Annotated in this window: 24 protein-coding genes; 17 read left to right on the top strand and 7 right to left on the bottom strand. The window is 46.2% G+C overall.

Going from position 1 to position 25,848, the window contains the following annotated elements; genetic code table 11:
- Positions 1-59 precede the first annotated feature (59 nt).
- The 9 genes from def to spoVM all read left to right on the top strand — a co-directional run bounded on the left by def (position 60) and on the right by spoVM (position 9,356).
- Positions 60-557, top strand: coding sequence for a peptide deformylase (gene def / locus NSS94_RS15105; protein ID WP_029517201.1), 498 nt, complete (start codon positions 60-62; stop codon positions 555-557).
- Between the two features lie 6 nt (positions 558-563).
- Positions 564-1,523: a methionyl-tRNA formyltransferase gene (fmt, locus tag NSS94_RS15100; RefSeq protein ID WP_029517202.1), complete on the top strand. Its 960-nt coding sequence runs from the start codon at positions 564-566 to the stop codon at positions 1,521-1,523.
- Positions 1,520-2,935 (top strand): 16S rRNA (cytosine(967)-C(5))-methyltransferase RsmB, encoded by a 1,416-nt coding sequence (rsmB, locus tag NSS94_RS15095; RefSeq protein WP_029517203.1) that lies wholly within the window; start codon positions 1,520-1,522, stop codon positions 2,933-2,935. Before fmt ends, rsmB begins: the two co-directional genes overlap by 4 nt.
- Positions 2,936-3,122: 187 nt before the next feature.
- Positions 3,123-4,163: a 23S rRNA (adenine(2503)-C(2))-methyltransferase RlmN gene (gene rlmN, locus NSS94_RS15090; RefSeq protein ID WP_029517204.1), complete on the top strand. Its 1,041-nt coding sequence runs from the start codon at positions 3,123-3,125 to the stop codon at positions 4,161-4,163.
- A 6-nt stretch (positions 4,164-4,169) separates the two neighbouring features.
- Positions 4,170-4,946 (top strand): Stp1/IreP family PP2C-type Ser/Thr phosphatase, encoded by a 777-nt coding sequence (locus NSS94_RS15085; RefSeq protein WP_069012748.1) that lies wholly within the window; start codon positions 4,170-4,172, stop codon positions 4,944-4,946.
- Positions 4,943-7,222, top strand: a complete 2,280-nt coding sequence (pknB, locus tag NSS94_RS15080) for a Stk1 family PASTA domain-containing Ser/Thr kinase (protein WP_069012747.1) — start codon at positions 4,943-4,945, stop codon at positions 7,220-7,222. The genes NSS94_RS15085 and pknB overlap by 4 nt, the downstream gene beginning before the upstream one ends.
- Before the next feature lie 72 nt (positions 7,223-7,294).
- On the top strand, positions 7,295-8,212 hold the full coding sequence (gene rsgA, locus NSS94_RS15075) for a ribosome small subunit-dependent GTPase A (protein WP_029517207.1): 918 nt from the start codon (positions 7,295-7,297) through the stop codon (positions 8,210-8,212).
- A 4-nt stretch (positions 8,213-8,216) separates the two neighbouring features.
- Entirely contained in the window at positions 8,217-8,885 is a 669-nt protein-coding gene (gene rpe / locus NSS94_RS15070; RefSeq protein ID WP_029517208.1) for a ribulose-phosphate 3-epimerase, read from the top strand.
- A 390-nt stretch (positions 8,886-9,275) separates the two neighbouring features.
- Positions 9,276-9,356, top strand: coding sequence for a stage V sporulation protein SpoVM (gene spoVM / locus NSS94_RS15065; protein ID WP_010345573.1), 81 nt, complete (start codon positions 9,276-9,278; stop codon positions 9,354-9,356).
- Positions 9,357-9,580: 224 nt separating this feature from the next.
- On the opposite strand, the gene rpmB is transcribed toward spoVM, so the two are convergent.
- Complete coding sequence (gene rpmB / locus NSS94_RS15060) at positions 9,581-9,769, bottom strand: 50S ribosomal protein L28 (protein WP_013310881.1); 189 nt, start codon at positions 9,767-9,769, stop codon at positions 9,581-9,583.
- Between the two features lie 509 nt (positions 9,770-10,278).
- Between rpmB and NSS94_RS15055 the strand changes: the two genes are divergently transcribed.
- The 4 genes from NSS94_RS15055 to NSS94_RS15040 all read left to right on the top strand — a co-directional run bounded on the left by NSS94_RS15055 (position 10,279) and on the right by NSS94_RS15040 (position 15,431).
- Positions 10,279-12,063, top strand: coding sequence for a DAK2 domain-containing protein (locus NSS94_RS15055; protein WP_341039574.1), 1,785 nt, complete (start codon positions 10,279-10,281; stop codon positions 12,061-12,063).
- 49 nt (positions 12,064-12,112) lie between these two features.
- Positions 12,113-12,982, top strand: coding sequence for a DegV family protein (locus NSS94_RS15050; protein WP_069012745.1), 870 nt, complete (start codon positions 12,113-12,115; stop codon positions 12,980-12,982).
- A 1-nt stretch (position 12,983) separates the two neighbouring features.
- Entirely contained in the window at positions 12,984-15,032 is a 2,049-nt protein-coding gene (gene recG / locus NSS94_RS15045) for an ATP-dependent DNA helicase RecG (protein ID WP_165150238.1), read from the top strand.
- Between the two features lie 111 nt (positions 15,033-15,143).
- Positions 15,144-15,431, top strand: coding sequence for a stage VI sporulation protein F (locus NSS94_RS15040; protein WP_013310877.1), 288 nt, complete (start codon positions 15,144-15,146; stop codon positions 15,429-15,431).
- A gap of 150 nt (positions 15,432-15,581) precedes the next feature.
- Here NSS94_RS15040 and NSS94_RS15035 read toward each other — a convergent pair whose 3' ends face one another.
- Positions 15,582-16,850: a DNA polymerase IV gene (locus tag NSS94_RS15035; protein ID WP_341039572.1), complete on the bottom strand. Its 1,269-nt coding sequence runs from the start codon at positions 16,848-16,850 to the stop codon at positions 15,582-15,584.
- A gap of 217 nt (positions 16,851-17,067) precedes the next feature.
- Here NSS94_RS15035 and NSS94_RS15030 point away from each other — a divergent pair, with 217 nt between their 5' ends.
- The gene (locus NSS94_RS15030; protein ID WP_341039570.1) at positions 17,068-19,593 is read left to right on the top strand and encodes a transglycosylase domain-containing protein; all 2,526 of its coding nucleotides are present in this window, start codon (positions 17,068-17,070) and stop codon (positions 19,591-19,593) included.
- A 14-nt stretch (positions 19,594-19,607) separates the two neighbouring features.
- On the opposite strand, the gene NSS94_RS15025 is transcribed toward NSS94_RS15030, so the two are convergent.
- From NSS94_RS15025 to NSS94_RS15015, 3 genes are all read right to left on the bottom strand, one after another.
- Positions 19,608-19,895: a Ger(x)C family spore germination C-terminal domain-containing protein gene (locus NSS94_RS15025; protein ID WP_341039568.1), complete on the bottom strand. Its 288-nt coding sequence runs from the start codon at positions 19,893-19,895 to the stop codon at positions 19,608-19,610.
- 176 nt (positions 19,896-20,071) lie between these two features.
- The gene (locus NSS94_RS15020; RefSeq protein WP_341039565.1) at positions 20,072-20,359 is read right to left on the bottom strand and encodes a spore germination protein; all 288 of its coding nucleotides are present in this window, start codon (positions 20,357-20,359) and stop codon (positions 20,072-20,074) included.
- 227 nt (positions 20,360-20,586) lie between these two features.
- Positions 20,587-20,988, bottom strand: a complete 402-nt coding sequence (locus NSS94_RS15015; RefSeq protein WP_069012741.1) for a hypothetical protein — start codon at positions 20,986-20,988, stop codon at positions 20,587-20,589.
- A gap of 301 nt (positions 20,989-21,289) precedes the next feature.
- On the opposite strand from NSS94_RS15015, the gene NSS94_RS15010 reads away from it, so the two are divergent.
- Together NSS94_RS15010 and NSS94_RS15005 are read left to right on the top strand one after the other, a co-directional pair.
- On the top strand, positions 21,290-22,180 hold the full coding sequence (locus tag NSS94_RS15010) for a DMT family transporter (RefSeq protein ID WP_029517216.1): 891 nt from the start codon (positions 21,290-21,292) through the stop codon (positions 22,178-22,180).
- A gap of 460 nt (positions 22,181-22,640) precedes the next feature.
- Positions 22,641-23,345, top strand: a complete 705-nt coding sequence (locus NSS94_RS15005; protein WP_029517217.1) for a YitT family protein — start codon at positions 22,641-22,643, stop codon at positions 23,343-23,345.
- A 113-nt stretch (positions 23,346-23,458) separates the two neighbouring features.
- Here the strand turns inward: NSS94_RS15005 and NSS94_RS15000 are convergent, their stop codons facing one another.
- Positions 23,459-23,650: a hypothetical protein gene (locus NSS94_RS15000; RefSeq protein ID WP_029517218.1), complete on the bottom strand. Its 192-nt coding sequence runs from the start codon at positions 23,648-23,650 to the stop codon at positions 23,459-23,461.
- A 151-nt stretch (positions 23,651-23,801) separates the two neighbouring features.
- Here NSS94_RS15000 and NSS94_RS14995 point away from each other — a divergent pair, with 151 nt between their 5' ends.
- On the top strand, positions 23,802-24,605 hold the full coding sequence (locus tag NSS94_RS14995) for a lipid II flippase Amj family protein (RefSeq protein WP_341039563.1): 804 nt from the start codon (positions 23,802-23,804) through the stop codon (positions 24,603-24,605).
- Between the two features lie 108 nt (positions 24,606-24,713).
- Here the strand turns inward: NSS94_RS14995 and msrA are convergent, their stop codons facing one another.
- Positions 24,714-25,685 carry a peptide-methionine (S)-S-oxide reductase MsrA gene (gene msrA / locus NSS94_RS14990; protein ID WP_341039561.1) on the bottom strand — a complete coding sequence of 324 codons (972 nt, stop codon included), beginning with the start codon at positions 25,683-25,685 and terminating at the stop codon, positions 24,714-24,716.
- Between the last annotated feature and the right edge of the window lie 163 nt (positions 25,686-25,848).

Here is a 25,848-nt window from a genome sequence, read left to right as displayed (position 1 = left end):
ATGAATACAGTTAAGCCTAAACGAAGGAAAAAGGATAAAGAGGAAGGTGTTCTGTTGTCATGTCAATTAGAATTATAGTGTTGGAGCCGGATGATGTATTGCACAAAGTAGCAAAGGAAGTTACTAAAATTACACCTAACGTGCAAAAGCTGCTCGACGATATGGCAGATACGATGTATGAAGCGGAGGGTGTAGGTCTTGCTGCTCCGCAAGTAGGTATTTTGAAGCGTCTCATCGTTGTAGATGCTGGAGATGAACATGGTTTGATTAAAATGATCAACCCAGAAATCGTGGCCGAAGAAGGGGAGGACTTGGGTCCAGAAGGCTGCCTGAGTATACCAGGGTTGAACGGGGATGTGCGTCGTGCCGAGAAAGTTACAGTCAAGGGACTGGACCGCGAGGGTAAGGCCATTACCGTTACAGCGACAGGATTGCTTTCTCGTGCTTTTCAGCATGAAATCGACCATTTAAATGGAATTTTGTTCACGGATATTGCAGAAAAAGTATATGAGGTTGCGCTGGAACAGCCAGGACCGAACCGTCAGATAGGAGAGTGAGGTTCGATGAGTCAAGACATTCGTATTATCTTTATGGGTACGCCTGAGTTTGCAGTGCCTTCGTTGAACATGTTACTGGATAATGGTTATAACGTGGTCGGTGTGATTACACAGCCCGATAAGCCACAGGGACGGAAAAAAATATTAACGCCTACACCAGTTAAGGAAGCGGCAGAAAAACGCGGATTACCTGTACTGCAACCGACCCGCCTGCGCCAGCCAGAAGCGGTGGCTCAGGTGGCGGAGCTGCGTCCTGATCTGATCGTAACCGCAGCCTATGGGCAAATTTTGCCAAAATCCGTACTAGACCTGCCTCGTTTCGGCTGCCTGAATGTGCATGGTTCGTTACTTCCCCGTTATCGGGGAGGTGCACCGATCCAGCGTGCGATTATTAACGGTGAGACCGTGACGGGTGTGACGCTGATGTATATGGCGGAAGGACTGGATACTGGCGATATGATATCGCGAGTTGAGGTTGCTATAGAGCCAGAGGATACCTCCGGTACGATTTTTGAGAAGCTAAGCGTAGCTGGAGCAAAGCTTTTGCAGGGCGAGCTGCCTAAATTGCTGGCAGGCCAATCAGACCGTACGCCGCAAAACGAGGACGAGGCGACCTATGCTCCGAATCTGAACCGTGACGATGAGCGTATTTCGTGGAGTGACAATGCACAGCAGATATACAACCGGATTCGCGGCCTTGTACCTTTTTCCGGCGCGTTTACGCTTTGGGAGGAAAATGTTTTTAAAATATGGGCTGCTGAGCAGCCTTTCATAAATAATGAAGTGAGTGGCTCAAATGCTCCAGCACCCGGAACGGTTCTTCAATTGACCGCTCGTGGCATTGAGGTGCAGACAGGCGAGGGAACTCTTTGGCTGACTCAGGTTCAACCGGCTGGCAAAAAGGTTATGGATGCCGGAACCTTTGCGCGCGGCGGACAGATGAAGCCAGGCACGGTGCTCGGATGAGCGGGAGTCACTCCCGTCAGGGAGGCAAAGGCAAGGGAGTGGGTGCCAGATCCGGCAATACTCGCAAACAGACGGCGCGGGAAGTTGCACTTGATGTGTTGACCGGTGTGGAGCAAGAGGGTGCGTATAGCAATCTTGAGTTAAATCGTCGACTTCAGCAGGCAGGTTTATCTGCAAGTGACGCTGGTCTGGCGACTGAACTTGTATACGGTACAGTCGCACGCCGAAATACACTTGATTATTTTTTGAATAAATTTGTTCAAAAAGGAACGGCCAAGCTTCAGGCTTGGGTACGTTCGTTGCTGCGGATGAGTGTGTATCAGGTGGTGTATCTGGATCGAGTTCCGGATCATGCAGTCGTTAGTGAAGCGGTGACCATTGCCAAGCGTCGTGGGCATCAGGGGATTTCCGGTATGGTCAACGGCGTGCTCCGCAGCATGCTGCGTGAGCCGGACAAGCTGCGTATTCCTGACGATTTGTCACCAGAGGAACGGATTTCATTAGAACATTCTCATCCACAGTGGCTGGTTAAGCGTTGGATTAAGCAATACGGTGCAGATACTGCTGAGGCTATCTGTCAGGCTAATAATGAGCCCCCTGCGGTCAGCGTACGGGTGAATACGACAATGACCAGCCGTGATCAGCTGCTGGACGAGATGCGCTCAAAAGGACTTGATGCCGTTCCTTCGGCAGTTAGTCCCTATGGGATTGTTGTTCGTAGCGGTGGCAATATGGCGCTTACCTCGTGGTATACGGACGGCTCGCTGTCCGTACAGGATGAAAGCTCTATGCTCGTTGCCGAAGCAGTTGCTCCTGAGCCCGGTATGCTGGTACTGGATTGCTGTGCCGCTCCAGGCGGCAAAACAGCTCATATGGCTGAGCTGATGAAGGATCGCGGTCGGATCGTTGCAAATGATCTGCATGCCCATAAGCATCAATTAATCCGTGAACAGGCTAAACGACTTGGCCTGGATGCCGTGGAAACAGTCACTGGTGATGCGCTAGAACTGAAGGAACGATATGCCCCAGCTTCTTTTGACCGTATTTTGCTGGATGCACCATGCTCTGGCTTTGGAGTAATTCGTCGTAAACCGGACCTGCGTTGGAGCAAAACTGCGCAGGATGTTCGCGACATTACACAGCTTCAGCATGAGCTGCTGGATAGTGTGGCGGGACTGTTGAAGCCAGGTGGCATTCTGGTATACAGTACATGCACGATTGAGCCGGACGAAAATGAAGGACAATTGACTCGGTTTTTAAGCGAACATTCGGAGTATGAATTGGCAGAGGGTCATTCCTTCCCGGACGTGAGCCGCGAAATGGATAGTATACAGGGAGGCTCGGTACAGCTGTTACCGCAGCATTTCCACAGCGACGGATTTTATATCGCGCGCCTACGTCGGGTGAAATAGCGCGGAAGAGAATTCCATGCAGCTGCCCACCAGCATTTCCACATTCCGCCGGAACATTTCCGGCGGTTTTTTGCATGAAGACGAAAAATTTTTACCCCCTCAGGGATTTGTGCTAAAATAGAAAGAATGAAAAATACGATCTGCGATCAAACAGAACTTAATGAAGAAGGAACGGGTGCAAACATTGATGAAACCTTTTATATATGATTTAACTTTGGAGGAGCTTCAGGACTGGGCCAAGAACAATGGCGAGCCTGCTTTTCGTGGAGGACAAATTTTTGACTGGCTGTATGTGAAGCGGGTCAATGATTTCAGCGAGATGACGAATTTGCCCAAGGCGCTGAGAGAGAAGCTTGAGGAGCAATTTAGTTTTGTGACGCTTAGTGAAATTACAAAGTTGGAATCTAAGGACGGTACAGTAAAATTCCTGTTCGGTTTGCATGATGATCATGCCATTGAAACGGTCATTATGAGACACAATTACGGAAACAGTATTTGTGTAACGACACAAGTGGGTTGCCGAATTGGTTGTACTTTCTGCGCTTCGACGCTTGGAGGCCTCAAACGGAACCTGACAGCTGGTGAAATTACTGCACAGGTAGTACAGGCTCAGAAAATTTTGGATAAAACGAATGAACGAGTGAGCAGCATCGTGATTATGGGCTCGGGCGAGCCTTTTGAAAACTATGAAGCGACCATGACGTTTTTGCGTACAATGGTTCATGAAAAAGGTCTGAACATTGGTCAACGTCATATCACAGTGTCGACCAGCGGTATTGTACCGAATATTTATAAATTTGCCGACGAGGATACCCAGATTAATCTGGCAATATCCATTCATGCGCCTAATGATGCACTTCGGTCGAAGCTAATGCCTGTAAATCGGCGTTATCCCTTTAAGGATGTTATGGATTCTCTACGTTACTATCTTGCTAAGACGGGGCGGAGAATTTCGTTTGAATATGCCCTGATTGGTGGGGTAAACGATCAGGCAGAACATGCTGAAGAGCTAGCGGATGTGTTAAAGGACATGCTGTGTCACGTTAATTTGATTCCAGTCAACCATGTGCCTGAGCGCAAGTATGTGCGCACATCGCGTAGCGATATTTTTAATTTTCAACGTATTCTTGCCGAAAAAGGCGTCAATGTGACGATCCGGCGTGAACAGGGTCACGATATTGCCGCTGCCTGCGGTCAGTTGCGTGCAAAGCATATGGAGTTGGGGTGAAACCATTTGATCAAAACAGTTCATGTCAGCCATGTCGGACGTGTACGTTCGGTGAATGAGGATTCTGCCTGGATCAGGCACTTAGAGCAAGGCTATATTCTTGGGATTGTTGCCGATGGTATGGGGGGGCATTTGGCCGGTGATACGGCCAGCCGCCTTGCGGTAGAGACACTTGCCGCTGATTTGGCGACGCTGGAGAGCGGATTATCCGCACATTCTTTGACGGCGGCGCTCAGCGACGCTATTTTGCATGCCAATGAAGTCATCTTCCAGACGGCTGCACGCGATGAGAAGTATCATAATATGGGAACGACAGTTGTTGCGGTTTTACTATACGACGCATCCGGAATTATCGGACATATCGGTGACAGTCGCGCCTATGTCATATCCAAAGGAGCGGTACGTCAGCTTACAGAAGACCATACTTTGGTTAACGAGCTGTTCAAAAACGGTCAGATCAGTAAGGAAGAACGGGAGAACCATCCTCGTCGCAATGTACTGACACGGGCGCTGGGCACTGATTCCGAGGTGAAAGTGGATATTGACTCCATTACGCTGGAAAAAGGCGATGTACTGTTACTGTGTAGCGACGGATTAAGCAATCTGGTAACGGAAGAACAAATCAGTAAAGTAGTAGGTGCCGCAGAGAATCCTTTGGAGGAGCGTGCGGATCGTCTGCTACATCTGGCGTTGCTTGCCGGAGGAGACGATAACATTACTGTAGCTTTGTTTGAATTGCCCGATGACACGGTTTCATTGAATGAAAAGGGGTGTGACGCATGATCGGGCACCTGCTAGGGGGAAGATACGAAATTATTGAGCGTATCGGTGGCGGCGGTATGGCTCTGGTGTACAAGGCTCAAGACATTTTGCTGAATCGCAATGTCGCAGTTAAAGTGTTGCGCCAGCAATTTGTTCATGACGAGGAATTTATTCGCCGGTTTCGGCGTGAGGCGCAGTCTGCGGCTTCGCTTTCGCATTCGAATGTGGTCAGTATTTATGATGTCGGCCAAGAGGATGAAATCCATTATATTGTAATGGAGTGCATCGAAGGTAAAAATTTGAATGAGATTATTAAAGAACGTGCGCCATTGCAAGTGGATGAAGCAGTACGGATTGCTTCCCAGATTTGTGATGCGCTGGAGCATGCTCACCAAAATCAGATCATTCACCGAGACATCAAGCCTCATAATATATTAATTGGACGTAATGGACGGGTTAAGGTAACCGATTTTGGGATTGCTAGAGCTGTTACGTCAACGACCATTACCCAGACGGGTTCTGTTGTAGGTTCTGTTCATTATTTTTCACCTGAGCATGCAAAGGGTGTCGTCACCGGCGAAAAATCGGACTTATATTCTTTAGGTATTGTCTTATATCAAATGCTGACGGCGCAGCTCCCTTTCCTCGGAGAAAGTCCAATTAGTGTAGCGCTCAAGCATTTGCAAGAGGAGTTTGAGGAACCGCGTAAAATTAATCCGTTGATTCCGCAAAGTGTGGAAAATGTCATTCTAAAATCCATGCGCAAAAATCCAGAAGAGCGTTATCAATCGGCAGATGAAATGCTAAAAGATTTGGAAACCTGTTTGCTGCCGGGACGGCGTAATGAATCCAAGCTGGAGTTTACACATTTGGATGATGAGGATCAAACACGGGTTATTCCGGCTATTAAGCCTCAACAATTAGGGATGTCTTCTAGCGGGGAAGATGTACCTGCCCAACCGCGTGAGTCTGAACAGCTTCCGAGCAAGCAATCGTCCAAGAAAAATAGAAAAAAAGCGATCTTGTGGGTAACACTAGTGTTGGTGTTACTTCTGTGCATGGGCGGAGTGGTGTACTATGTGCAAAGTGTACTTGTCGTGCCTGAGGTAAAAGTACCAGGTGTATTGACACAAACAGAAGACCAAGCGAAGGTTAATCTCAGTAAAGCGGGTTTACTCATTGAGGAGCCAATCCAGCATGAATACAAAGAGGGGATCGCGCCTGGAATTGTATTTTATCAAAGCTATCCTGCAGATTCTTTAGTCAAGGAAGGAACCAAGATTAGTCTGAAAGTCGGGATTGCCAAGCCGCTCACCCCAATGCCGGATGTAAAAGGCCAAAGCTACGAGAATGCTGTTAAGCTGCTGACCGCCCAGCAAATTAAGGAGACGCAGATTCAGCAAAATGAGCAGTTCAGTGATCAGGCCGTTGGGACCGTCCTTAGTCAGACTCCAGCTGCAAATGAGCCATTTGATAAGGATTCAGTCCAAGTTGTGCTCACAGTCAGCAAGGGCGCTGACACTGTAAAAATGCCAAGTCTCGTAGGGAAAACGCAGAACCAAGCGGAAAATGAGGTCAAAAAGGCAGGGCTGAAGGTTGGCTCGATTAAAGAAGAATTTAGCTATGAGCAGGAAAAAGGAAGAGTAACCAAACAATGGCCGTCCGAGGCAGGCAGTGAGTTGCCACCAAATACGGAAATTACGTTTTATGTAAGCACTGGTTACCCGCCAGAAGCGATTACGCTGCCATTTAATGTGCCTGTTGCACCGAAGGAAGAGGGTAAAAACAGCAAAATTCGTATTACTTATACGGATGCACGTGGAGAAAATCAGGAATGGGGAAGCCGTACAATTAATACGACACAGGTGTTCACTATCAACCTGCTAATGGCTCCGAACAAAGACAGTGTTGTCTCAGTATTTAGAGATGGTGACTTTATTGATACGTATCCGGTCTCTTATATTGATGCGAAAAATGGAACAGTGACGATGCCTCAAATTGCCCCACCTGCTGGAACTTCACCAACGGATACACCTGATGGTAATTCCTCGCAAAATGGAAGTGGAAACGGCGAGGAAGGTGATAACGGGGGATCTTCTAATGATAGTGGTGACGGTGGAGGCGACTCGAACAATCAGGAGGGCACAGGAGGTAATGGTGACCCTTCCGCCTTTGTTCCTGGAACGAATTCCACGGGGGCTACGCGCAGTGAGTTGGCAGTTAGCCATAAAAACAACCAAGGTCACGCTTCCCACAAAAAGAAGGAAAAAGTGATTGAGGCTGTTCAGCATCAGTAAACGTGCAATAGGAGATGCTTAACCTGCTATACGCAATAAAACTTAAACATTATGAAGGAGGACATCTTACACATGCCTGAAGGTCTGATCGTCAAGGCGCTTAGCGGATATTATTATGTCTCCAGCCTGGATCAGGATGGGCGTCCGGTATCTGGCGAAGCTACGGTACAATGCAGAGCACGCGGCATTTTTAAGAAAAAAGAGATCACGCCTCTTGTCGGTGATCGGGTCGTTTACGAACTGACTGAGAACGGGGAAGGTATGGTCAAGGAGATTAGAAAGCGTACAACGGAGCTGATTCGTCCTCCGGTAGCTAATACCACGCTTGCTGTGCTGCTGTTTTCCTTACGTGAGCCGGATTTAAACCTGCCTTTACTGGATAAATTTTTAGTCCATATTGAGCACGCCGGGCTGGATACGATTATCTGTCTGACTAAGCGCGATTTGTATGAAGGCAGCCCTTCAGAGGATGACACCGTGCTGACCGTTCAGGAAATGTACCGGAAGATCGGTTATGAAGTGCTGGTAACCAGTGCCCGTACCGGAGAAGGAACGGTTGAGCTTAAGAAGCTGTTGGCTGGTCAAATCAGCGTGTTTTCCGGGCAGTCAGGTGTAGGGAAGTCTTCCATGCTTAATGCTTTGGAGCCTGGGTTAACGCTCGAGACGAGCGCCATAAGCAATAAGCTGGGCCGAGGAAGACATACGACTCGTCATGTAGAGCTTATTCCTTTAGACAACGGAGGGTTTGTAGCAGATACGCCGGGGTTTAGCCAGTTGGATTTTCTGGAGCTGGGTGTGGATGAACTATCTCCCTGTTTTCGTGAATTCCAGCAGTATGCGGAAGGATGTAAATTTCGGGGGTGTACCCATATTCACGAGCCTGGCTGTAAAGTAAGAGAGGCCCTGGAAGAAGGACATATTTCACAGGGACGGTATGATAGCTATTTGCAGTTCTATCAGGAATTAAAAGAAAAAAAACGGAGGTACTAAGTTTATGTTAAAAATAGCACCGTCGATTTTATCCGCTGATTTTGCTCGCTTGGGCAGTGAAGTTGCGGAAGCTGCGGCAGGAGGGGCAGACTGGATTCATGTGGATGTAATGGATGGGCATTTTGTATCCAATATTACATTGGGGCCACCTATCGTTCAGGCTATTCGTCCGCATACGACTCTTCCCTTGGATGTTCATCTGATGATTGAGCATCCTGAACGTTATATTGGCGATTTCGTAAAAGCAGGAGCCGATATCATCACTGTTCATGCTGAGGCGTGTGTTCATTTGCATGGTGTCCTTCACTTGATCAAGCAGCAAGGCGCTCTGGCTGGAGTGGCTCTCAATCCGGGTACTTCACCATACGCGATCAAGGAAGTGCTGCCAAATGTAGATATGATTCTAGTGATGACGGTCAATCCTGGCTTTGGAGGACAGTCCTTCATTCCAGAGACGTTGAATAAAATCAGACAAATCCGTGCTTGGTTGAACGAATTGGGTCGTCCAGACGTACATATCGAGGTAGACGGAGGTATTGCGGAGGAGACGGCACCAGCCGTATTTGAAGCGGGGGCTAACGTGCTGGTGGCTGGTAGTGCGGTATTCGGCAGAGCAGACCGCGCAGCGGCTATTGCTACGATTCGGGACAGTGCAGCTCGTTTGTCCAAGTGAAGCTGACCGAAGCATTGTGGATGACTGTCGCGAGCATGGCGACGGGGTTGACCCTTAGCTGTTTCTCGCTTGTGAAGGCTCCTTGGAATGCCGTTCTTTCACTTTTGGCTGTTCTAGTTGTGCTGTTTTATTTTCGTAAAAATGAACGGCGTGGTTTACGAATAGGTTTTGTGGTGTGCAGCGTACTTTATTATATCCTGTTTATTTTCATACTCTCAGCATATCTCTATGTTCGCGGACTTGTCTGATGGTATAGCCTGGGATGGTTGTGCATAAATATGGTTACATGAGCGGGATTCTCATGTAGCCTTTTTTTGTGGGGTAACAACCCTTGACAGGTTGCATAAACTACAGAGAACGGATGCAGGAGGATGATGGGGAGGGTGAGGCATGAAGTTTTACACAATCAAGCTGCCAAAATTTCTGGGTGGATTCGTTAAAGCCATTTTGAATACATTCCAGAAAAACTGAATTCAACGTAATGTAAACACAGGATGTAGGATGAAAGCTAGAGGTACACAGGGCACGCTTCCCGGGCATAACAGATAGGTAGCTCGGTAGTAAAAGATAAGAACGCACGGGAAGGTGCCTGACATTTTGTTCTCCTGAACTAGGCGGATATTACTTTTCGAATAACCAAAAAAGCACCCGTTTAAAACGAGGTGCCTTTTGTTTATAACGATATTTTTTTACGACTACACGCGAGTCACTTTACCGGCTTTCAATGCACGAGTGCTGACATAAACGCGTTTCGGTTTACCGTTAACGAGAATGCGAACTTTTTGTACGTTGACGCCCCAAGTACGGCGATTACGGTTGTTAGCGTGAGATACGTGGTTACCGCTGCCAGGCTTTTTGCCTGTTACAGAACATTTACGAGACATGATTCCACCTCCTATTCTGAAAATAACCAAATTCCATATGGAACGGGTCTCTCTTCAGGCCGACTGGGTCAGCCGGACTTTGTAAGTCACTAACCTGAACAAAACAATACTTAAATATAATATCATAGTCAAAAAAGCTCCGTCAACTGATTCAAAAACTTTATTTATTTCTCTTTCGCATTATAGTACAATATGGGATAGTTATTGTTGCGATTATTTTGTATTTAAATGGAATGTGAATTCTTATTCCAGTCATGCCGGCGGTTCAGAGGCGGGACTATAGTTATCATTCCAGCCGATGATTTATTGTGGGGCAGTTGACTGGTTTTTCATTGTATATGACCTGTAGAAGAACGACCAGACGTGAGTACAAGAGCTTATGAAAGTGTGACATTCGTATTCGTCGTCTGGCTTTAGTATAATTTAATTGAACCTGTAGGCACAGTTGAATAAGGTGTGGTGAAGGTTGATAGTAAAACAAGTGTATTAAGCTAGGAAGGGGAATTCTCTTGAGTAATCGTTCTTTGAATGGAACAGATTTTACCGCAATGGTTTTAGCCGGGGCGGAACAATTACAGCAGCATGCGGAACATGTCAATTCACTAAATGTATTCCCGGTGCCAGACGGTGATACGGGAACCAACATGAATTTGACGATGAGCGCGGGCGTAACGGAATTAAAGAGGGGGGATTCTTCCTCCATCGGTGTCATGTCCGGCATATTATCCAAAGGTTTGCTGATGGGAGCCCGCGGCAATTCAGGGGTTATCCTGTCTCAGTTGTTTCGTGGCTTCAGCCGTTACGCTGCCCCATACGAGGAATTGAATACCCTTCAGTTCGCATCGGCATTGCAGAGCGGGGTGGATGCGGCCTACAAGGCGGTGGTTAAGCCGGTGGAGGGTACAATTCTTACCGTGGCGAAGGAAGCGGCCAGGCATGCTGTGTTTTTCTCGCGCCGGACGAACGATATCACGGAACTGATGGAAGAAGTGCTTGCCAAAGCGAAGGAAACGCTTGCCATGACGCAGGACATGCTCCCTGTACTGAAGCAAGTAGGAGTTGTAGATTCGGGTGGGCAAGGTCTTGTGTATATTTATGAAGGCTTTATGCAGCATCTTGGAAGCGGCTTGGTGACGTCTCCAATTGCAAAAAGTGATAATGCACGCCAGGTTTTTGCTCCTCACGTATCGGAGAGACCTACTGCTTCTGCAGTTGTTCCTTCCCCAGATGCGCCGATTTCTGCGCAAGCGAAGCTCGAAACGGATAATATTGAATTTTTGTATGATATGGAGTTTTTTATTAATCGACAACTGGGCGATGCGCAAGGTACCTATTTTGATGAGGAAGCCTTCCGGAAAGCGTTATCTGTAGATGGTGATTCTATTATCGTGATTTCAGACGATGACGTCATCAAGGTTCACGTGCATTCTAAGGCTCCTGGTGAAGTACTGAATTTGGCACTGCGTTACGGAGAAATTACACAGATTCGTATTTTAAATATGCGCGAGCAGCATCGTGATTTGTTGTCTGCGGGTATGGATGTTGCTCCTGAGCCTGAGTGGTTTGCTGAAATACCAACAGAGCCTGTACGTGAGGAAGAGCCGTCTGAGCCTCCCGCTCATGAACTGGCATCCTTTGGTTTTATAGCTGTGGCTTCCGGTGAAGGAATTGCTGATATTTTCAGAAGTTTAGGCGTCGATGTTGTCCTTGCTGGCGGCCAAACAATGAATCCGAGCACAGAGGACTTCGTTAATGCGGCCCGCTCGATTGCGGCTCAACATATTTTTATTCTTCCGAATAATTCCAATATTATTTTGGCGGCAGAACAAGCACGTGAACTGCTAGAGATGGAACGTTTGGTGTCGGTTATTCCGAGCAAAACAATTCCTCAGGGCATTGTGGCAGCATTTGCCTTCCAGGAGGAAGAGGCTTTTGAGGTAAATCAGGACAATATGCGTGACGCAGTCACCCGGGTGAAGTCTGGGCAAGTGACCTACGCGGTACGGGATACGACGCTTGATGATCTGCATATTACAGCAGGGCACTACATCGGTATTCAGGATTCCAAGATTGTTGCGACCGAGGAACACTTAATGGCAACGTCCCGTCTTTTGCTAGCGAAAATGCTGGTGAATGGCGATGAAATTGTTACGATTCTTACAGGTTCGGACGCGAATCAACAAGACACAGATCAGCTTGTTGCATGGATTGAAGAAAATTATGCGGATGCTGAAGTGGAAGTTCATGAAGGTGGTCAGCCGATTTATCCTTATTTGTTCTCAGTGGAAACCTGATGTGCTTTTGCGCGTCCATGGAAGTCCACTACAAAAGGAGGTCTGACTGATGAGTAGTACCATCATTTTGACGGATAGCACGGCTGATATTCCACCGGAATTAGCAGACCGTCTCGGTATAGTCGTTGTACCACTGACAGTGATGTTCGGCAGCACAACTTACCTGGACGGCATTGAGATGTCAGCGGCGCAGTTTTACAGCGAACTGGTACGGGCTGATGAGCTGCCTACGACTTCACAGCCTTCACCAGCCCGTTTTTTGGAGACATACACGACACTATTGGAGCAATACCCTGAGAGCCAGATTATCTCTATCCATTTATCCTCGGGTGTGAGCGGAACGTATCAGTCTGCTCTGCTGGGCAAATCCATGCTGGAGAAGCATGAACATAGAGTGACTGTGGTGGATTCCAAATCAGCTTCATACGGATACGGTATGCTAGTGGTTTATGCGGCAGAGCTGGCGGCAGCCGGGCACTCCCCGGCTGATATTGTTCGGGCTGTGGAACGTCGTGGAGAGCGCCGTTGTTTGTATTTCCTGGTGGATACCCTGCAATACTTACAAAAAGGCGGACGTATTGGTAAGGCAGCGGCAATGGTGGGCACGTTGCTTAACATTAAGCCGATACTTTCGATTGACAAAGAAGGCATTATTTATTCAGTTGATAAGGCGAGAGGGCATAAAAAAGCGACAGCGAGAATTATTGAACTACTGGAGCGGGACTTAAAAGGCCAAAAAATTAATATTGCTGTGGGCCATACGGCAGATCGCTCAGTGGCAGAAGCGTTCGTGGCTCAGCTGGCAGAGCATTTTGAGCTAGGAGATCGAATATATACTGAACTTGGCGCTGTGATTGGGACCCACGTAGGGCCAGGGACGATTGGCATTTTTGTGTGGCCGGCCGGAGATGAGAGGTAATATGCTGCAATTGGATCAAATACCTTTAAAACAAATACATGGCGTGAGTGCTCTCAAAGAGGGAGAGCTTCACGCTTTTGGCATTTTTAACATACAGGATATGCTGGAATATTATCCGTTTCGGTATGAAGATTACCGACTGCGCTCGCTAAGCGAAGTGAAGGACGGAGATAAGATTACGGTACAAGCCAAAATTATGGGCATTCCGGTGCTTCAGCGTTACGGGCGCAAATCAAGGTTGACTTGTAAATTGATGGCCGAGGATTGGATGTTTACCGCAACGTGGTTTAATCGGCATTTCATGAAGGAGCAGCTAACCTCAGGTCGTGAAATTGTGGTGACTGGTAAATGGGACCTCAAACGTATGCAGATGACTGTTGCAGATTCTGAGTTTCCTGATAAAGGGGTAGCCCGCTCGGGGACACTTCAACCGGTGTACTCTATAGGCGGCAAGATCACCCAAAGCTGGATGCGAAAAATAATGAACCAGACGCTCCAGCAGTTTGGTGAAATGATCCCCGAAATATTGCCTGAGTTGCTTGTACGCAAATATAGTATGATGCCGCGCAAGCAGGCTATTGCGGGTATACACCAGCCTCAGGACAACCGCGAGGGGCAAGAGGCTCGTCGGCGGATGGTGTATGAGGAACTGTTTTTATTTCAGCTGAAAATGCAGGCATTCCGGGCGTTAAATCGCGGTCGTGCGGACGGGGTGGTACATACGGTGGATAACGCCACGATTCGTGAATTTGTAAGGGCTTTGCCTTTTGAATTAACGGATGCACAGAAGAAGGTAGAGCTTGAAATACTGCACGATCTACGCTCACCTTATTGTATGAACCGTCTGCTTCAGGGGGATGTTGGGTCAGGTAAAACAGTTGTTGCTGCCATCGGTTTATTTGCCACAGTACGTTCCGGTTTTCAGGGAGCGCTGATGGTGCCAACCGAAATATTGGCCGAGCAGCACATGCGATCGCTTCACAAGCTGTTTGAGCCCTTTGGAATCAGCGTTGGTCTACTGACTGGGAGTACAACCGGGAAGAAGCGTAAGGAACTGCTAGCTGCTCTCCAAATGGGTCTGCTGGACATTGTAGTAGGCACCCATGCTCTCATTCAGGAGGATGTATATTTTCGTCAGCTTGGGCTTGTTGTAACGGATGAGCAGCATAGATTCGGAGTGAACCAGCGAAGTGTACTGCGTCGCAAAGGCTATAATCCCGATGTGCTGACGATGACGGCCACACCGATCCCTCGTACGCTGGCCATCACTGCGTTTGGCGATATGGATGTTTCTACGTTGTCAGAGCGGCCGAAGGGGCGTATTCCAATTTCCACCTATTGGGTGAAGCACGAACTGATGGATCGGGTACTTGGTTTTATTTCCCGCGAGGTAGACCAGGGACGGCAGGCTTATCTGATTTGTCCGTTGATTGAAGAGTCGGAGAAGCTAGACGTACAGAATGCCATCGATTTGCATATTCAAATGCAGCAGGCTTTTCCACATTACCGCGTTGGGCTATTACATGGACGAATGACTCCCGCAGAAAAGGAAGAAGTTATGCGTTCTTTCTATGCGAATGAAATTCAGTTGCTCGTTTCAACGACGGTTGTGGAGGTAGGGGTAGACGTTCCCAATGCGACACTAATGATCATTATGGATGCGGATCGTTTTGGACTGTCCCAGTTACATCAATTACGTGGACGAGTCGGACGGGGTGCACATGCCTCGTATTGCGTACTGATCGCTGACCCTAAGTCGGAGGTTGGTCAGGAGCGGATGAAGGTTATGACTGATACGGACGATGGTTTTGAGGTGGCTAGACGCGATCTGGATTTGAGGGGGCCGGGTGACTTTTTTGGTACCAAGCAGAGTGGGCTACCCGAGTTTCGTTTAGCAGATATGGTAGCGGATTTTGAGGTGCTGGAAAAGGCGCGTGAGGATGCAACTGATCTGATCAAGGATGCGTCCTTTTGGACATCTCCGCAGTATGAAGCATTGCGCGGTTATTTGCAAAAAGAGCAGATTTTTCAGGGGGATCTCATCGACTAATCCACCATGAATTATGAGATTGTTTTAAACGTTTTAAACAGATAGGCACAATGGACAGGCTGGCCGTCATATATTTGGGAATGACCGAATGATATGGGAGGTGTGGCAACATTGAGCTATCAGCAATATGGAATCAGTCCGCAACTGGTGGAGCGGATTAAGTTGAAAATGAAGAATCGTGCGCTCAAGGAGCGGGTTAAGCAGCAGATTGAAGGTGTGACTAAAGCGGACCTGCAAAATAAAGCTAAGGTGCGTCATCTTGTGAAGTCCACTTCTGCTATTTTAAACGAGCGTTTGACGGCTGCGCAGGAGGAGCAATTGACCGCCTTCGTATTGGCACAAAAAATTGATCCGTCCAATACATTTCATCTAATCAAGCTGTGGGGAATGTTCCGTTGATTGCTATTTGAAGAGGTGCTTCAAAGCGTTCTCCATGTTTTTTTGTGAAGCACAGATAAAAAAAGGATTGCCTGATATCAGGCGATCCTTTTTGGTTTGTTTTAGTTCATTCCCCGGGCAATAGCTAGTGTGCACTTATCATGAGACTTTTTATTTGTAATGACCGCCAATTTTGATAGAGCGTTCCATGGCCTGCCCGGCATCTGTTAACGATGATGCTCGCATGATGATGGACTGACCATACCGATCCTTTAAAGTGTCCGTCACCTTTTCCAAAGCACGGGATCGCTCCTGATCCTCAAATAAATCCAACTGATATAGTTGATCATCCACCAATCCGCTTAAAGTAACCCCTGCGCGCTTCACGGGCATATGATTCCAAAAAGTATAAAAGATTTTTTTAACGGTTTCATATACTTTTTGGGTATGGTTTGTAGGATCGGGTATCTTCATTTGTCGGGAGAACCCAGTTGGTGCCTCGTAGGGACTGCATATACAATGAACAGTCACAACTGAGCCCATATATCCTTTGCGGCGGGCGTCCCGACACACCTCTTCTGTTAGTTCAAGCAGGATGGTTTCCACTTCCGCAGGCTGGAGATAGTCGCGGGGAAGAGTCATCATATGACCGATGGATTTGGGAGGTGTATTAAATGTTTCCGGCTTGACCGGGCTGTGATCGATCCCGTTAGCAGTCCGCCATATCACCTCTGCCTGAATATCGGACTGCTTGCCGAAATGAGACCGGAATCTGTCCTGTAGCCGGGGTAAGGGGGTACGTGCGATATCTCCAATGGTGTGTAGTCCAAGCTTCTCCAAATGCCGTTCCATACGCGAACCAATGCCGAACATAAGACGTACTGGCTGAGGCCACAGCAACGCTGCAATATCGGATGTAGGCAACAAGAAAATGCCACTGTCATTTTTTTTAGCCCATATATCTGTCGCGGTTTTAGCCAGCATTTTGTTGGAGCTGATGCCAATTCGAATCCATACTCCTGTTTGTGCCAGTACCTTTTGCTGAATTTCACTTGCAATACTCACCGGATCTCCGAACAGAGAGAGGCTTCCGCTCATATCCAGAAACTGTTCATCAATACTGAAAACCTCAACCAAATCTGTATATTCATTATAGATTTCTGTTATTTTTAATGAGACATCGATATAATGCTGCATACGCGGGCGTACAATGATAAGGTCAGGACATTTTTTCACCGCTTCTCCCAGACGTTCTGCTGTAGATATACCGTATTTTTTGGCCAGCGGACATGCAGCTAAAATAATGCCTGAACGAAGTGCAGGGTCACCGGCCACAACGAGTGGCTTATGGTGGTATTTGGGATCATCTGCTTTTTCGATGCTGGTATAAAAACTTTGGCAGTCCGATAAGAATATGGTTCTATTTCTGCGTTCCTTCAAAAATTCGACCTCCTCTCCTGATAGGTGTTGATCATCCTACCAAAATATTCTTGAATGTATACTCTTATAGTAGTATTATATACGGAACAAGTGTTCCTAATACAAATGTATTTTTTGGAACGTTAGAGTTTACGTAAAACCTAACATGGCGTATCATAATATCTTGAGCAAAAACAAGTTGGAAATGAATGAATATTGAGGGGAGAAAACCATTTTTATGAACCCAAAACGTCGACCATCATCTCAAAAACGCAGTAGGTGGCGTATTTTTGGCAGAGTTTTGCTAATTAATATCAAGTGGTTCTCGTTTGCGGGTGTACTTGGAGTGCTATTTGCTGGAGGTCTTATATCCGGCTATGTAGCGGCACTGGTTCATGATGAACCTGTACGATCACGTCAGTTGATATATGAAAAGGTAAATGAGAACGCTCTGACCAGCTTTGTATTTTTTAATGATCAGGTAACTCCGGTTGGAAGAATGCGCATGGAGGAGGATCGACAGCTCGTTGATCTGAAGGATGTCCCTCAGTCGATTGTGGACGCCCTCATTTCAACGGAAGACAGCCAATTTTATGAGCACCGTGGTGTGGATTTAAAGGGAACAGCTCGTGCCGTTAAGCAGAAGCTTTTGAATGAAAACCGCCAAACAGGCGGCAGCACACTGACGCAGCAGGTAGCCCGAAGGGTTTTTCTCAGTCTGGATAAGACGGACAGCCGCAAGGTGAAGGAAATGCTGCTAGCATTGCGTATGGAACGGTTTATGGGCAAGGATAAAATATTAACGGCTTACTTAAACAAAATGCCTTTTGGTAATGGTTCCGCTGGTTACAATTTATATGGAATCAAGTCTGCTTCGTTAGGAATTTTCAATGTAAGTGATCTACATAAGCTTCATATTGCTCAGGCGGCTTATTTGGCAGGTCTCCCGCAACTGCCATCTGTTTATTCCGCTTTTGATGGTAAAGGGAACTTTGATGAAGAAGGCTTCAATAAAGCGATGGAGCGTCAGCGTGTCGTGTTGGGAAGAATGCTGGCAACAGGTAAACTTACGCTATCCGAATATAATGAGGCGCTTCAATTTGATGTGAAAGCCACTCTTGCGCCACATCGCGAAAAAAGTTATAACACATTCCCTTATTTGATGCTGGAGACAGAGCGGGAAGCCGCCCAATTGTTAGCGCTCCAGCAAAATCCGGATATCACGCCAGCCGAAATTTCCAAGCCTGAGCATGCCGAGCTTCTTCAAAATACGCGAGAAGAGTTGCAAAGGTCCGGATATCGAATTTATACAACGATAAATAAGAAAATTTATAATAATATGCGGCAGATTGCAGCCAATCCACAAAACTTTTCTCCATACAGTAAGAAGAAGGGATTAGAGCAGATTGCAGCAATCATGATTGATCATAAAACAGGGGCCATACTTGGTATGATCGAGGGCAGAGATTTTAATACCGAGCAAATGAACTATGCAACTCAAATGACACGTCAGCCCGGTTCTGCCATGAAGCCTATTGCTGCTTATTTACCTGCTTTGGAAAAGGGCTACACTCAGCCAGCCGGTCTTATTGATGATTCACAAATCATACTGAAAGACGGACGTAAAGGTTATCATATTCCTAAAAATTATAACAGACGGTACGAGGGGCTTATGACAGCCCGTGAAGCACTCAATCGGTCAATCAACATCCCTGCGCTGAGGCTGTTCCTATATGAAGTTAAAATTTCTAACGCTTGGAATTTTGTGCGTTCTCTTGGAATTACGACGATTCAGCCGCAGGATGAACATGCTCAGACAGGGGTTTTGGGTGGACTAAGTAAAGGGGTATCCGTCGAGGAACTGACCGCAGCATATGGAACGATTCCCAATATGGGTGTATATAATGCACCTCATCTGATCAGCAAAATTACGGATGCCAACGGGAAGATCGTATATGAATTTAAACCGCAGACGAGACGTGTATATTCGCAGCAAACCGCATTTTTGATGACGGATATGCTCAAAACGGTTATATCAGATCCGAGGGGAACTGGCAAACGTCTGCAAAATACTTTTAAAAGCTACGGTGACATTGATATCGCCGGTAAAACCGGTACGACACAAAACTTTGGTGATGTGTGGTTTATGGGGTACACACCTGACGTTACACTAGGCGTCTGGGCTGGTTACCGCCAACAGGTTAATACATTATCTCAAGAAGGTCATTCCAGAGCACAGTCAGTGTGGGCACTGATCATGAATGAGGCGGTCAAGGACCAGCCTGAGCTTTTTAAGAATAAGCACTTTATACAGCCGGAAGGTGTTGTAAGAGTTACGGTTTCTAGCCTTACAGGTAAGCTACCAGGGCGTTATTCCCGTCAATCGGGTCAACTCGTGACTGACTGGTTTAATCAAAAATATGTGCCTACCGAGGTTGGAAGAGAACAGATTCCGCGTTCTGCTAGACCAGTGGTCCCATCCAAACCAGATATCAAGGAAAAAGCAGTCCCAGAGGTTGAGGTCCCTGCAATAGATCAAGAGAAAATTCCACCAGAGGAAACGGATCCTGCTGTTCCTGACGCAGACACAGAGGTAGATATGCCTGATGAGAACAATGATGTGCCATCAACAGATACTTCGCAACCTTCTGTTGAAAATGAACAGGAGACTCCTTCTGAATCGGAAAGCCAGAGTGAGACTCCAAAAAACCAATCTGACGAAGTTACTTATCCAGAAATAATATCTGATCAACCCAAAAACTAAACGACAGGAACGGTTTAGTTTAAAATGCCGTTCCCAACAATGTCTACAGTGACCTGCGGATGAAAACGAACATTGGGGTATTCTTCATTCCAATCTACACTTTTCCATACTACTGGATGATGAGCGATCAACTGTCTGTCTACGCCAAAGGCATCACATCCATTTTCCTGATTGCTTTGAGGATCATCTACAGTCTCTAGCGTTTGCGACAACACGCCTTCAGGAGTGAGATCATAAGCCGATGCATTTGCCAATCGGGCATCCTTCAAATTGTCCTGATCCCAGCAGCCTGTTATAAACATGAGTAGAGCCAGCATTCCAAGCGCTCTGCTCTTTTTTATGTTTCAGGTCCCTCCTTTTTTTTGAAGAGATAGGATAGAATTAGCAGCGGAAAAAGGGAACACAATTAGCGGGAAATAAGTAGAATTATTGGGCGTAGAACCAATTCCTAGTTATTATTTGATGATATGCGCCAGCTCTAATGGCAAAATAGCACGGGAGCTATTAGAGTAGTTGGGCTACCATCAGCCAAAATCGCAATCCGTCCCTCCATTAGATTGGCGGTCACACGATCCGGTCGTTCCGTCTGAGCTATTGAGGGAAGAGAATAAGGATTTTCCTCCTTAAATTCTTGAATAAAAACGGGAGGGAGCGCCATATCGGAGGAGATTGCTTTAATTCTCGTTTTCACTGCTTTCACCAGCTCAGGATTAGCCAAGTCTTGAACATAGACAATAACGATTTTAGTTCGGGTTTTAGATCCCACATAAAGAGCGTACAACCAGTGACGGGGTGACAATTTGTTTGCGAATCAGATTCAGATTGATGGATAACTGCTCAAACATTTCTGTTTAATTCAACGGAAGCTGCGTCATGTCCAGCCAAGAGAGCACCTCCTTTTGGATGAGATAGGCATAATGTGTGCCCAATGGACTGAGTTTATCCATGATCTGGTGACTTATCCATTCTTGAATCACCAGATTACAAGGAGGCTTAATCTTGCGTCGGATCAATTCCTAGATAGTGTCCCAGTTTCCGCCGGACCTCGCTGCGAGCAAAGGACGAAAGCATGAAAAATCGCCTTTGATAGCCACGGCATACATACAAAACCTCTACGCCTTCATGATTTCGGATTTCGCTGTAAATTTTAATTCCTAGTGTTTTCATTCGCGCTTTTGTCTCTGCTAATTGAACAGCTACGCGCTGTTGTACTCCAGTCAGGCTACGAACATACAAATCGGGCATTTTTAGAGGAGAGGTATTTATAATATGAATGTCTCGTTCCAGCACATCCAGAACAAGAGTTAAAAGTACACACATCTTGACCAGCCCTGTGTCTTCTTCAGAAGGTAAAGGAGCTTTGCTCTTGTGGTTCAGTATCTTTTGGCTTGGCATAAAAATCTCCTTTACTCCGAGTAAGAATACAATATATAATCAGTATATAGAACGTATGTTCTATTTATACCTCATCATAGGAATTTTTCCATGGTTAAAGCAATCATCAATTATTGGAAAAGTGATGGGGAGCGATACCCATGTGCCATTATGTAAAGAATCTTACGTTTATCGCCAATGACAGTCAAACAGAGTTTATGTTAAGCTAATGGATAAAAACTTACATAAAAGGGGAGATCGTTCTGACTGCGGTCAGCCTTTACTATTTAACTTAAGAAAGTGGAGAAAGAAGGTATACATATTGTCACGTTCGTTATATGCAGCTTTATTACTGTTGAGCCTCATTTGGGGCGGTTCGTTTATGTTTATCAAGGTGTTGTTGCTACATCAGGTAGGGCCGTGGACTATTGTATTTCTCAGGTCCAGCTTTGGGCTTATTTTTATTGTCTTGTTAATGATACTTATGCGCAGGCCGTTTAAAATCAAAAGCATTCCGTGGAAATCGGTTACTCTGGTAGCTTCGGTCAACATGGTCTTGCCATGGACATTGATCGGTTTTAGCGAGACCAGAATAGCTAGCAGCATGGCTTCTGTATTGAATGCTACCACGCCCATATGGACCATGTTGGTGGGGCTTGTTTTTTTCGGAGCTATTTTTCATCGAATGCAGTGGCTAGGAATGGGTCTCGCTTTTGTAGGAATTATTATTTTATTGGGTATTAATCCTGCATCTATTATTTCTGTTGATCCTGTGGGTTTTGGGTGTATGCTGCTTGCGACTCTTTGCTACGGATTTGGAACACAGCTCTCCAAACGTTTTCTTTCCAATCTTTCCATGTATCAGGCTACCTTTGCGACACTGCTTGGTGCGGCGGTAGGGGGTGGCATTATGATGGCAATGGTGGAGAGACCTGATTTGTCGATTGTTTCTGATTCAGGTGTATTGGGTTCTCTTATAGGACTGGGAGTTTTGGGATCAGGAGTAGCATATATTTTGTTCAACTACATGATTTTGCGGGGGAGTGCGGAATTTGCTTCTTCGGTGACGTATTTTGTACCAGTAAGTGCCATTGTATGGGGCTTTTTGCTCTTGAATGAACATATCGGCTGGAACGTTCTAACCGGGCTGGTCCTTATACTTGGAGGAGTGTTTATGGCCAATCAGCGTAGAACCGCCAAATTAAGTGGATAATAATCTAAACAAAAATAAAATACGATTTGGGTTATATTAAATGTACATTCGCCAAACCTTCGGTATAATGCGTTAATTCACACATACAATAAAGCATGCTCACACATAAAATAAAATATGGTGCAGCAAAAAAGCAAGCTGTTTAGCAGGTGACAAGGTGTGGTATAATAAATTATAGAATTATATGTACCACAGAAATGTCGGAGTTTTATTCCACAAAAGAAAGGATCAGGATACCATGTGTCCCCGAAGGATACTTCCCCAAAGGACGATTTGGAAACGATTTGATCTGTCTTATACTTAGCTTTTCCGCGGAGTAACGTCAAGTTGCGAAAGCCAACTCTGCGGAAGAGGGGATTGTACATGCGAAGGACCAAGTCCTCCAGGCACATCTTACCTGGTAGTTTCCGTAAGAGTGGGTTCATCCACATCAAACTTACGAGAAACCGAGGGAGCCTGTATGAGGAAAACTTACGAATCTATCGTGAACAATGGAGCATTGAGACAGATTGCTGTCATGTTGCTCGGAACATGCATTTTAGCTTTTACGTACTATCACATTAATGCCCAAAATCATTTGTCAGAAGGCGGATTTGCAGGCTTGGCCCTGCTGGGACATTACGCGTTTGGTATATCTCCAGCATGGAGTATGTTGCTGCTTGATATTCCCGTCATATTGCTGGCATGGGTACTGAAGGGCAAAAGATTTATGCTGCTTGCGTTAATCGGAGCCGTCGCTTTTTCACTGTTTTATGCAGGATTTGAGAAGTATTCGACTCTGGTTATAGATCTACATGGAAATCTGCTGATAGCTGCTCTACTTTGTGGGGTGCTTACAGGTTTGGGAGCCGGAATCGTACTGCGATTCGGTGGAGCAACCGGGGGCGATGATATCTTATCTCTGCTGATCAGTGAGTGGCGCGGGTGGAAAATCGGCAACGTGTTTATTGTCAGTGACATCATCGTACTGGGATTATCACTATTGTATCTGCCTATGAAGGAAACAATGTTTACAATACTGGCTGTGTGGCTTGCCGGAAAAATAATTACATGGACGACCACGTTCCAACTGCACCGACCTGTGAAAAAGGTACTGCCAGCGGCTATACCCGCTAAAAAGGTGGTTGCCAAAACAGTGCCGGTCGTCCACAGCCTTCGTCAATAAGGAAAGGGTGTTACGTTAGGAGAGAAATCTTCTTACGTAACACCCTTTCGCTGTATTCAGCTTCTATCAGGAAGGTTTTAAAGTAGACTGAATGCGTCCGTTTTATATTTTTTCTACTGTTTCTCATCTTGCTCGGCTGGATGATTATCGTTCCATTCCTCGGCTTGGGAAGTGGCAATCGCAATCGAGCGACCTTCTTCATAGCCGTCACGGAGTAGAGCGTTAGCAATATCAACGGCTTTTTCTCGCACACGAGGTTCCAGGTTTTTCATGGATGGAGGGTAATCATGTTTGTTCCAAGGCATAGTTGCACACTCCTTATAGCAGATGATGTATTATGTATTACCCGTTGTAGGATTAAACAAACGGAAATCAAAGAAATGAATATATTGTAAAATGTATCTTGAGAAAAAGCGTATAATGGTGTGCAGAATACCAGAAAAAGGAGTGAAGCATTTGCTTGCCTGGGGTTTTGTTTTTTTGCTGACTATCATCATTCATCCTACAGATAGCTTGTCCTATGCTCTGCGGCTTGGTGGTTTGCGAGCGCGTCGGATTGGATTAGCGTTAACCGTTGCGGGAATGCTGCTGTTGGTTTCACGCACCTCTAACATGGCGCAGGGGCCTTTACTCGGAGGTATGGTCGATCAGGCTAAAGCTGCAGCACAAGTGGGCGGAACGGATATTAGACTGGAACTATATATGCATGGGGTACTGCTGGCAGCAACCGTTGGAACCATACTTGCTATATTACTGTATCCAACAGTGGTACGCATGTCAGCCAGATGGATTGTGCATTTGGAGCATACCGGATCTATTCCGGCTTTGGTGCGTCATTTAATGCTGCGAAGTCGCTGGAAACATGCAGGCTACTACATAAAACGTCCCACCTGGTCCATGCTTACTTCACTGATTAGCGGAGCGATACCCAAGCGTCTAATTATTCTGAATATAGCTGTCACTTCGATTTATACAACAGGAGTAGTATCTGCTTTATATGCATCATTCCTGTGGCCTGCTCAAGGTACAGCAATGTCAATGTCGTCAGGTCTAATCAATGGCGTTGCAACGGTATTATTGACCTTGTTAATTGATCCAAGATTGGCGGTCCTGTCGGAGAAAACGCTACGAGGGGAGCTACCCTTAACTCGGATGAACAGTATGTACGGCTGGATGATCATGTCGCGTTTGGCAGGTACTTTATTAGCTCAGCTATTGCTAGTACCGCTAGCAATTTGGCTAGGATGGGTAATGAGTTAATTGCTAGCTTTCGTAATGATGTGCTGCTGCCATATCCCAAAAAAGGGCTGACCCGTGATCATCTATTAAAGATAGATCGCGGGCCAGCTCCAATGATTTTATGGATACTTACTGTTCAAATAATGACTTATATGCTCCGTATCCTTCACGTTCCAAGTCTTCTTGAGGCACGAAGCGGAGCGCGGCGGAATTGATGCAATAACGCAGACCATCTGGACCTGGACCATCATCGAATACATGCCCTAAATGGGAGTCAGCTTCGCGACTTCGCACCTCGGTACGGATCATAAAATGGCTGAGATCGGTTTTTTCTTTGACATTATAGCTGCGCAGCGGACGGGTAAAGCTGGGCCAACCGCAACCTGCATCATATTTGTCCAATGAACTGAACAAGGGCTCTCCTGATACGATATCTACGTAAATGCCTTCACCCTCATGATCCCAAAACTCATTTTGAAAAGGACGCTCGGTCGCGTTTTTTTGTGTTACTTCGTATTGAATAGGCGTCAGCCGATCTTTAAGATCGGATTTATCAATCTTGCCAGACCAATTTTGTTCGATAAAATCTTCACGTCCCGAACCTTTGCGGTAGCGTTTGTAATGAGCGGGGTTTTTCTTATGGTAGTCCTGATGATATTCTTCTGCTTCATAAAAAGTGGTCGCAGGCAGGATCGGTGTAGCAATGGGCTTGTCGAAGCGGCCACTTTGAGCCAAAGCTTTTTTAGAAGCTTCTGCCTTGATTCGCTGCTCTTCATTATGATAGAAAATAACCGTTTGGTAAGATGAACCTCTATCGTGAAACTGTCCACCTTCATCCGTCGGATCAATCTGCTGCCAGAATAGCTCCAACAGTTTTTCATACGGGAAAACTTGTGGATCGAATGTAATCTGTACGGCTTCCACATGCCCCGTTGTTTCAGAGCATACCTCTTCATAGGTAGGATTTTCGGTATGTCCCCCTGTGTAACCAGATCTAACCTTAAAAATACCGGGTAATTCCTCAAAAGGGGAAACCATGCACCAGAAGCAGCCACCTGCAAAAGTTGCTTTTTCTACCGTGTGTGGATTGTTGGTGCTCATATTTGTCACTCCAATCTGAGAATGTTTAATTAGTTGTTATTTAAATAGCTTACAATTAAATTATATACGAGATTTTTGCAAAATCCAACGAAACGTCAGAAACCAAACGGCAGTGTAACTGGCTCTGTCCTCAAAATCGCCATGAAACATCCTACAGAAACGG

Origin of the sequence: Paenibacillus sp. FSL L8-0644 (genome assembly GCF_038008165.1) — a bacterium.
In the GTDB taxonomy this organism is placed as follows: Bacteria; Bacillota; Bacilli; order Paenibacillales; family Paenibacillaceae; genus Paenibacillus; species Paenibacillus polymyxa_D.
This window is presented reverse-complemented; position numbering and strand designations above follow the sequence as displayed.

Coding starts and splice junctions, on each gene's coding strand:
- rsmB (WP_029517203.1), top strand. CDS start 1,520: ATGAGCGGGAGTCACTCCCGTCAGGGAGGCAAAGGCAAGGGAGTGGGT.
- NSS94_RS15030 (WP_341039570.1), top strand. CDS start 17,068: ATGAACCCAAAACGTCGACCATCATCTCAAAAACGCAGTAGGTGGCGT.
- NSS94_RS15015 (WP_069012741.1), bottom strand. CDS start 20,988: ATGCCAAGCCAAAAGATACTGAACCACAAGAGCAAAGCTCCTTTACCT.
- NSS94_RS15025 (WP_341039568.1), bottom strand. CDS start 19,895: ATGTTTATAACAGGCTGCTGGGATCAGGACAATTTGAAGGATGCCCGA.
- rpe (WP_029517208.1), top strand. CDS start 8,217: ATGTTAAAAATAGCACCGTCGATTTTATCCGCTGATTTTGCTCGCTTG.
- fmt (WP_029517202.1), top strand. CDS start 564: ATGAGTCAAGACATTCGTATTATCTTTATGGGTACGCCTGAGTTTGCA.
- msrA (WP_341039561.1), bottom strand. CDS start 25,685: ATGAGCACCAACAATCCACACACGGTAGAAAAAGCAACTTTTGCAGGT.
- NSS94_RS15005 (WP_029517217.1), top strand. CDS start 22,641: ATGAGGAAAACTTACGAATCTATCGTGAACAATGGAGCATTGAGACAG.
- NSS94_RS15000 (WP_029517218.1), bottom strand. CDS start 23,650: ATGCCTTGGAACAAACATGATTACCCTCCATCCATGAAAAACCTGGAA.
- spoVM (WP_010345573.1), top strand. CDS start 9,276: ATGAAGTTTTACACAATCAAGCTGCCAAAATTTCTGGGTGGATTCGTT.
- rpmB (WP_013310881.1), bottom strand. CDS start 9,769: ATGTCTCGTAAATGTTCTGTAACAGGCAAAAAGCCTGGCAGCGGTAAC.
- def (WP_029517201.1), top strand. CDS start 60: ATGTCAATTAGAATTATAGTGTTGGAGCCGGATGATGTATTGCACAAA.
- rlmN (WP_029517204.1), top strand. CDS start 3,123: ATGAAACCTTTTATATATGATTTAACTTTGGAGGAGCTTCAGGACTGG.
- NSS94_RS15050 (WP_069012745.1), top strand. CDS start 12,113: ATGAGTAGTACCATCATTTTGACGGATAGCACGGCTGATATTCCACCG.
- pknB (WP_069012747.1), top strand. CDS start 4,943: ATGATCGGGCACCTGCTAGGGGGAAGATACGAAATTATTGAGCGTATC.
- recG (WP_165150238.1), top strand. CDS start 12,984: ATGCTGCAATTGGATCAAATACCTTTAAAACAAATACATGGCGTGAGT.
- rsgA (WP_029517207.1), top strand. CDS start 7,295: ATGCCTGAAGGTCTGATCGTCAAGGCGCTTAGCGGATATTATTATGTC.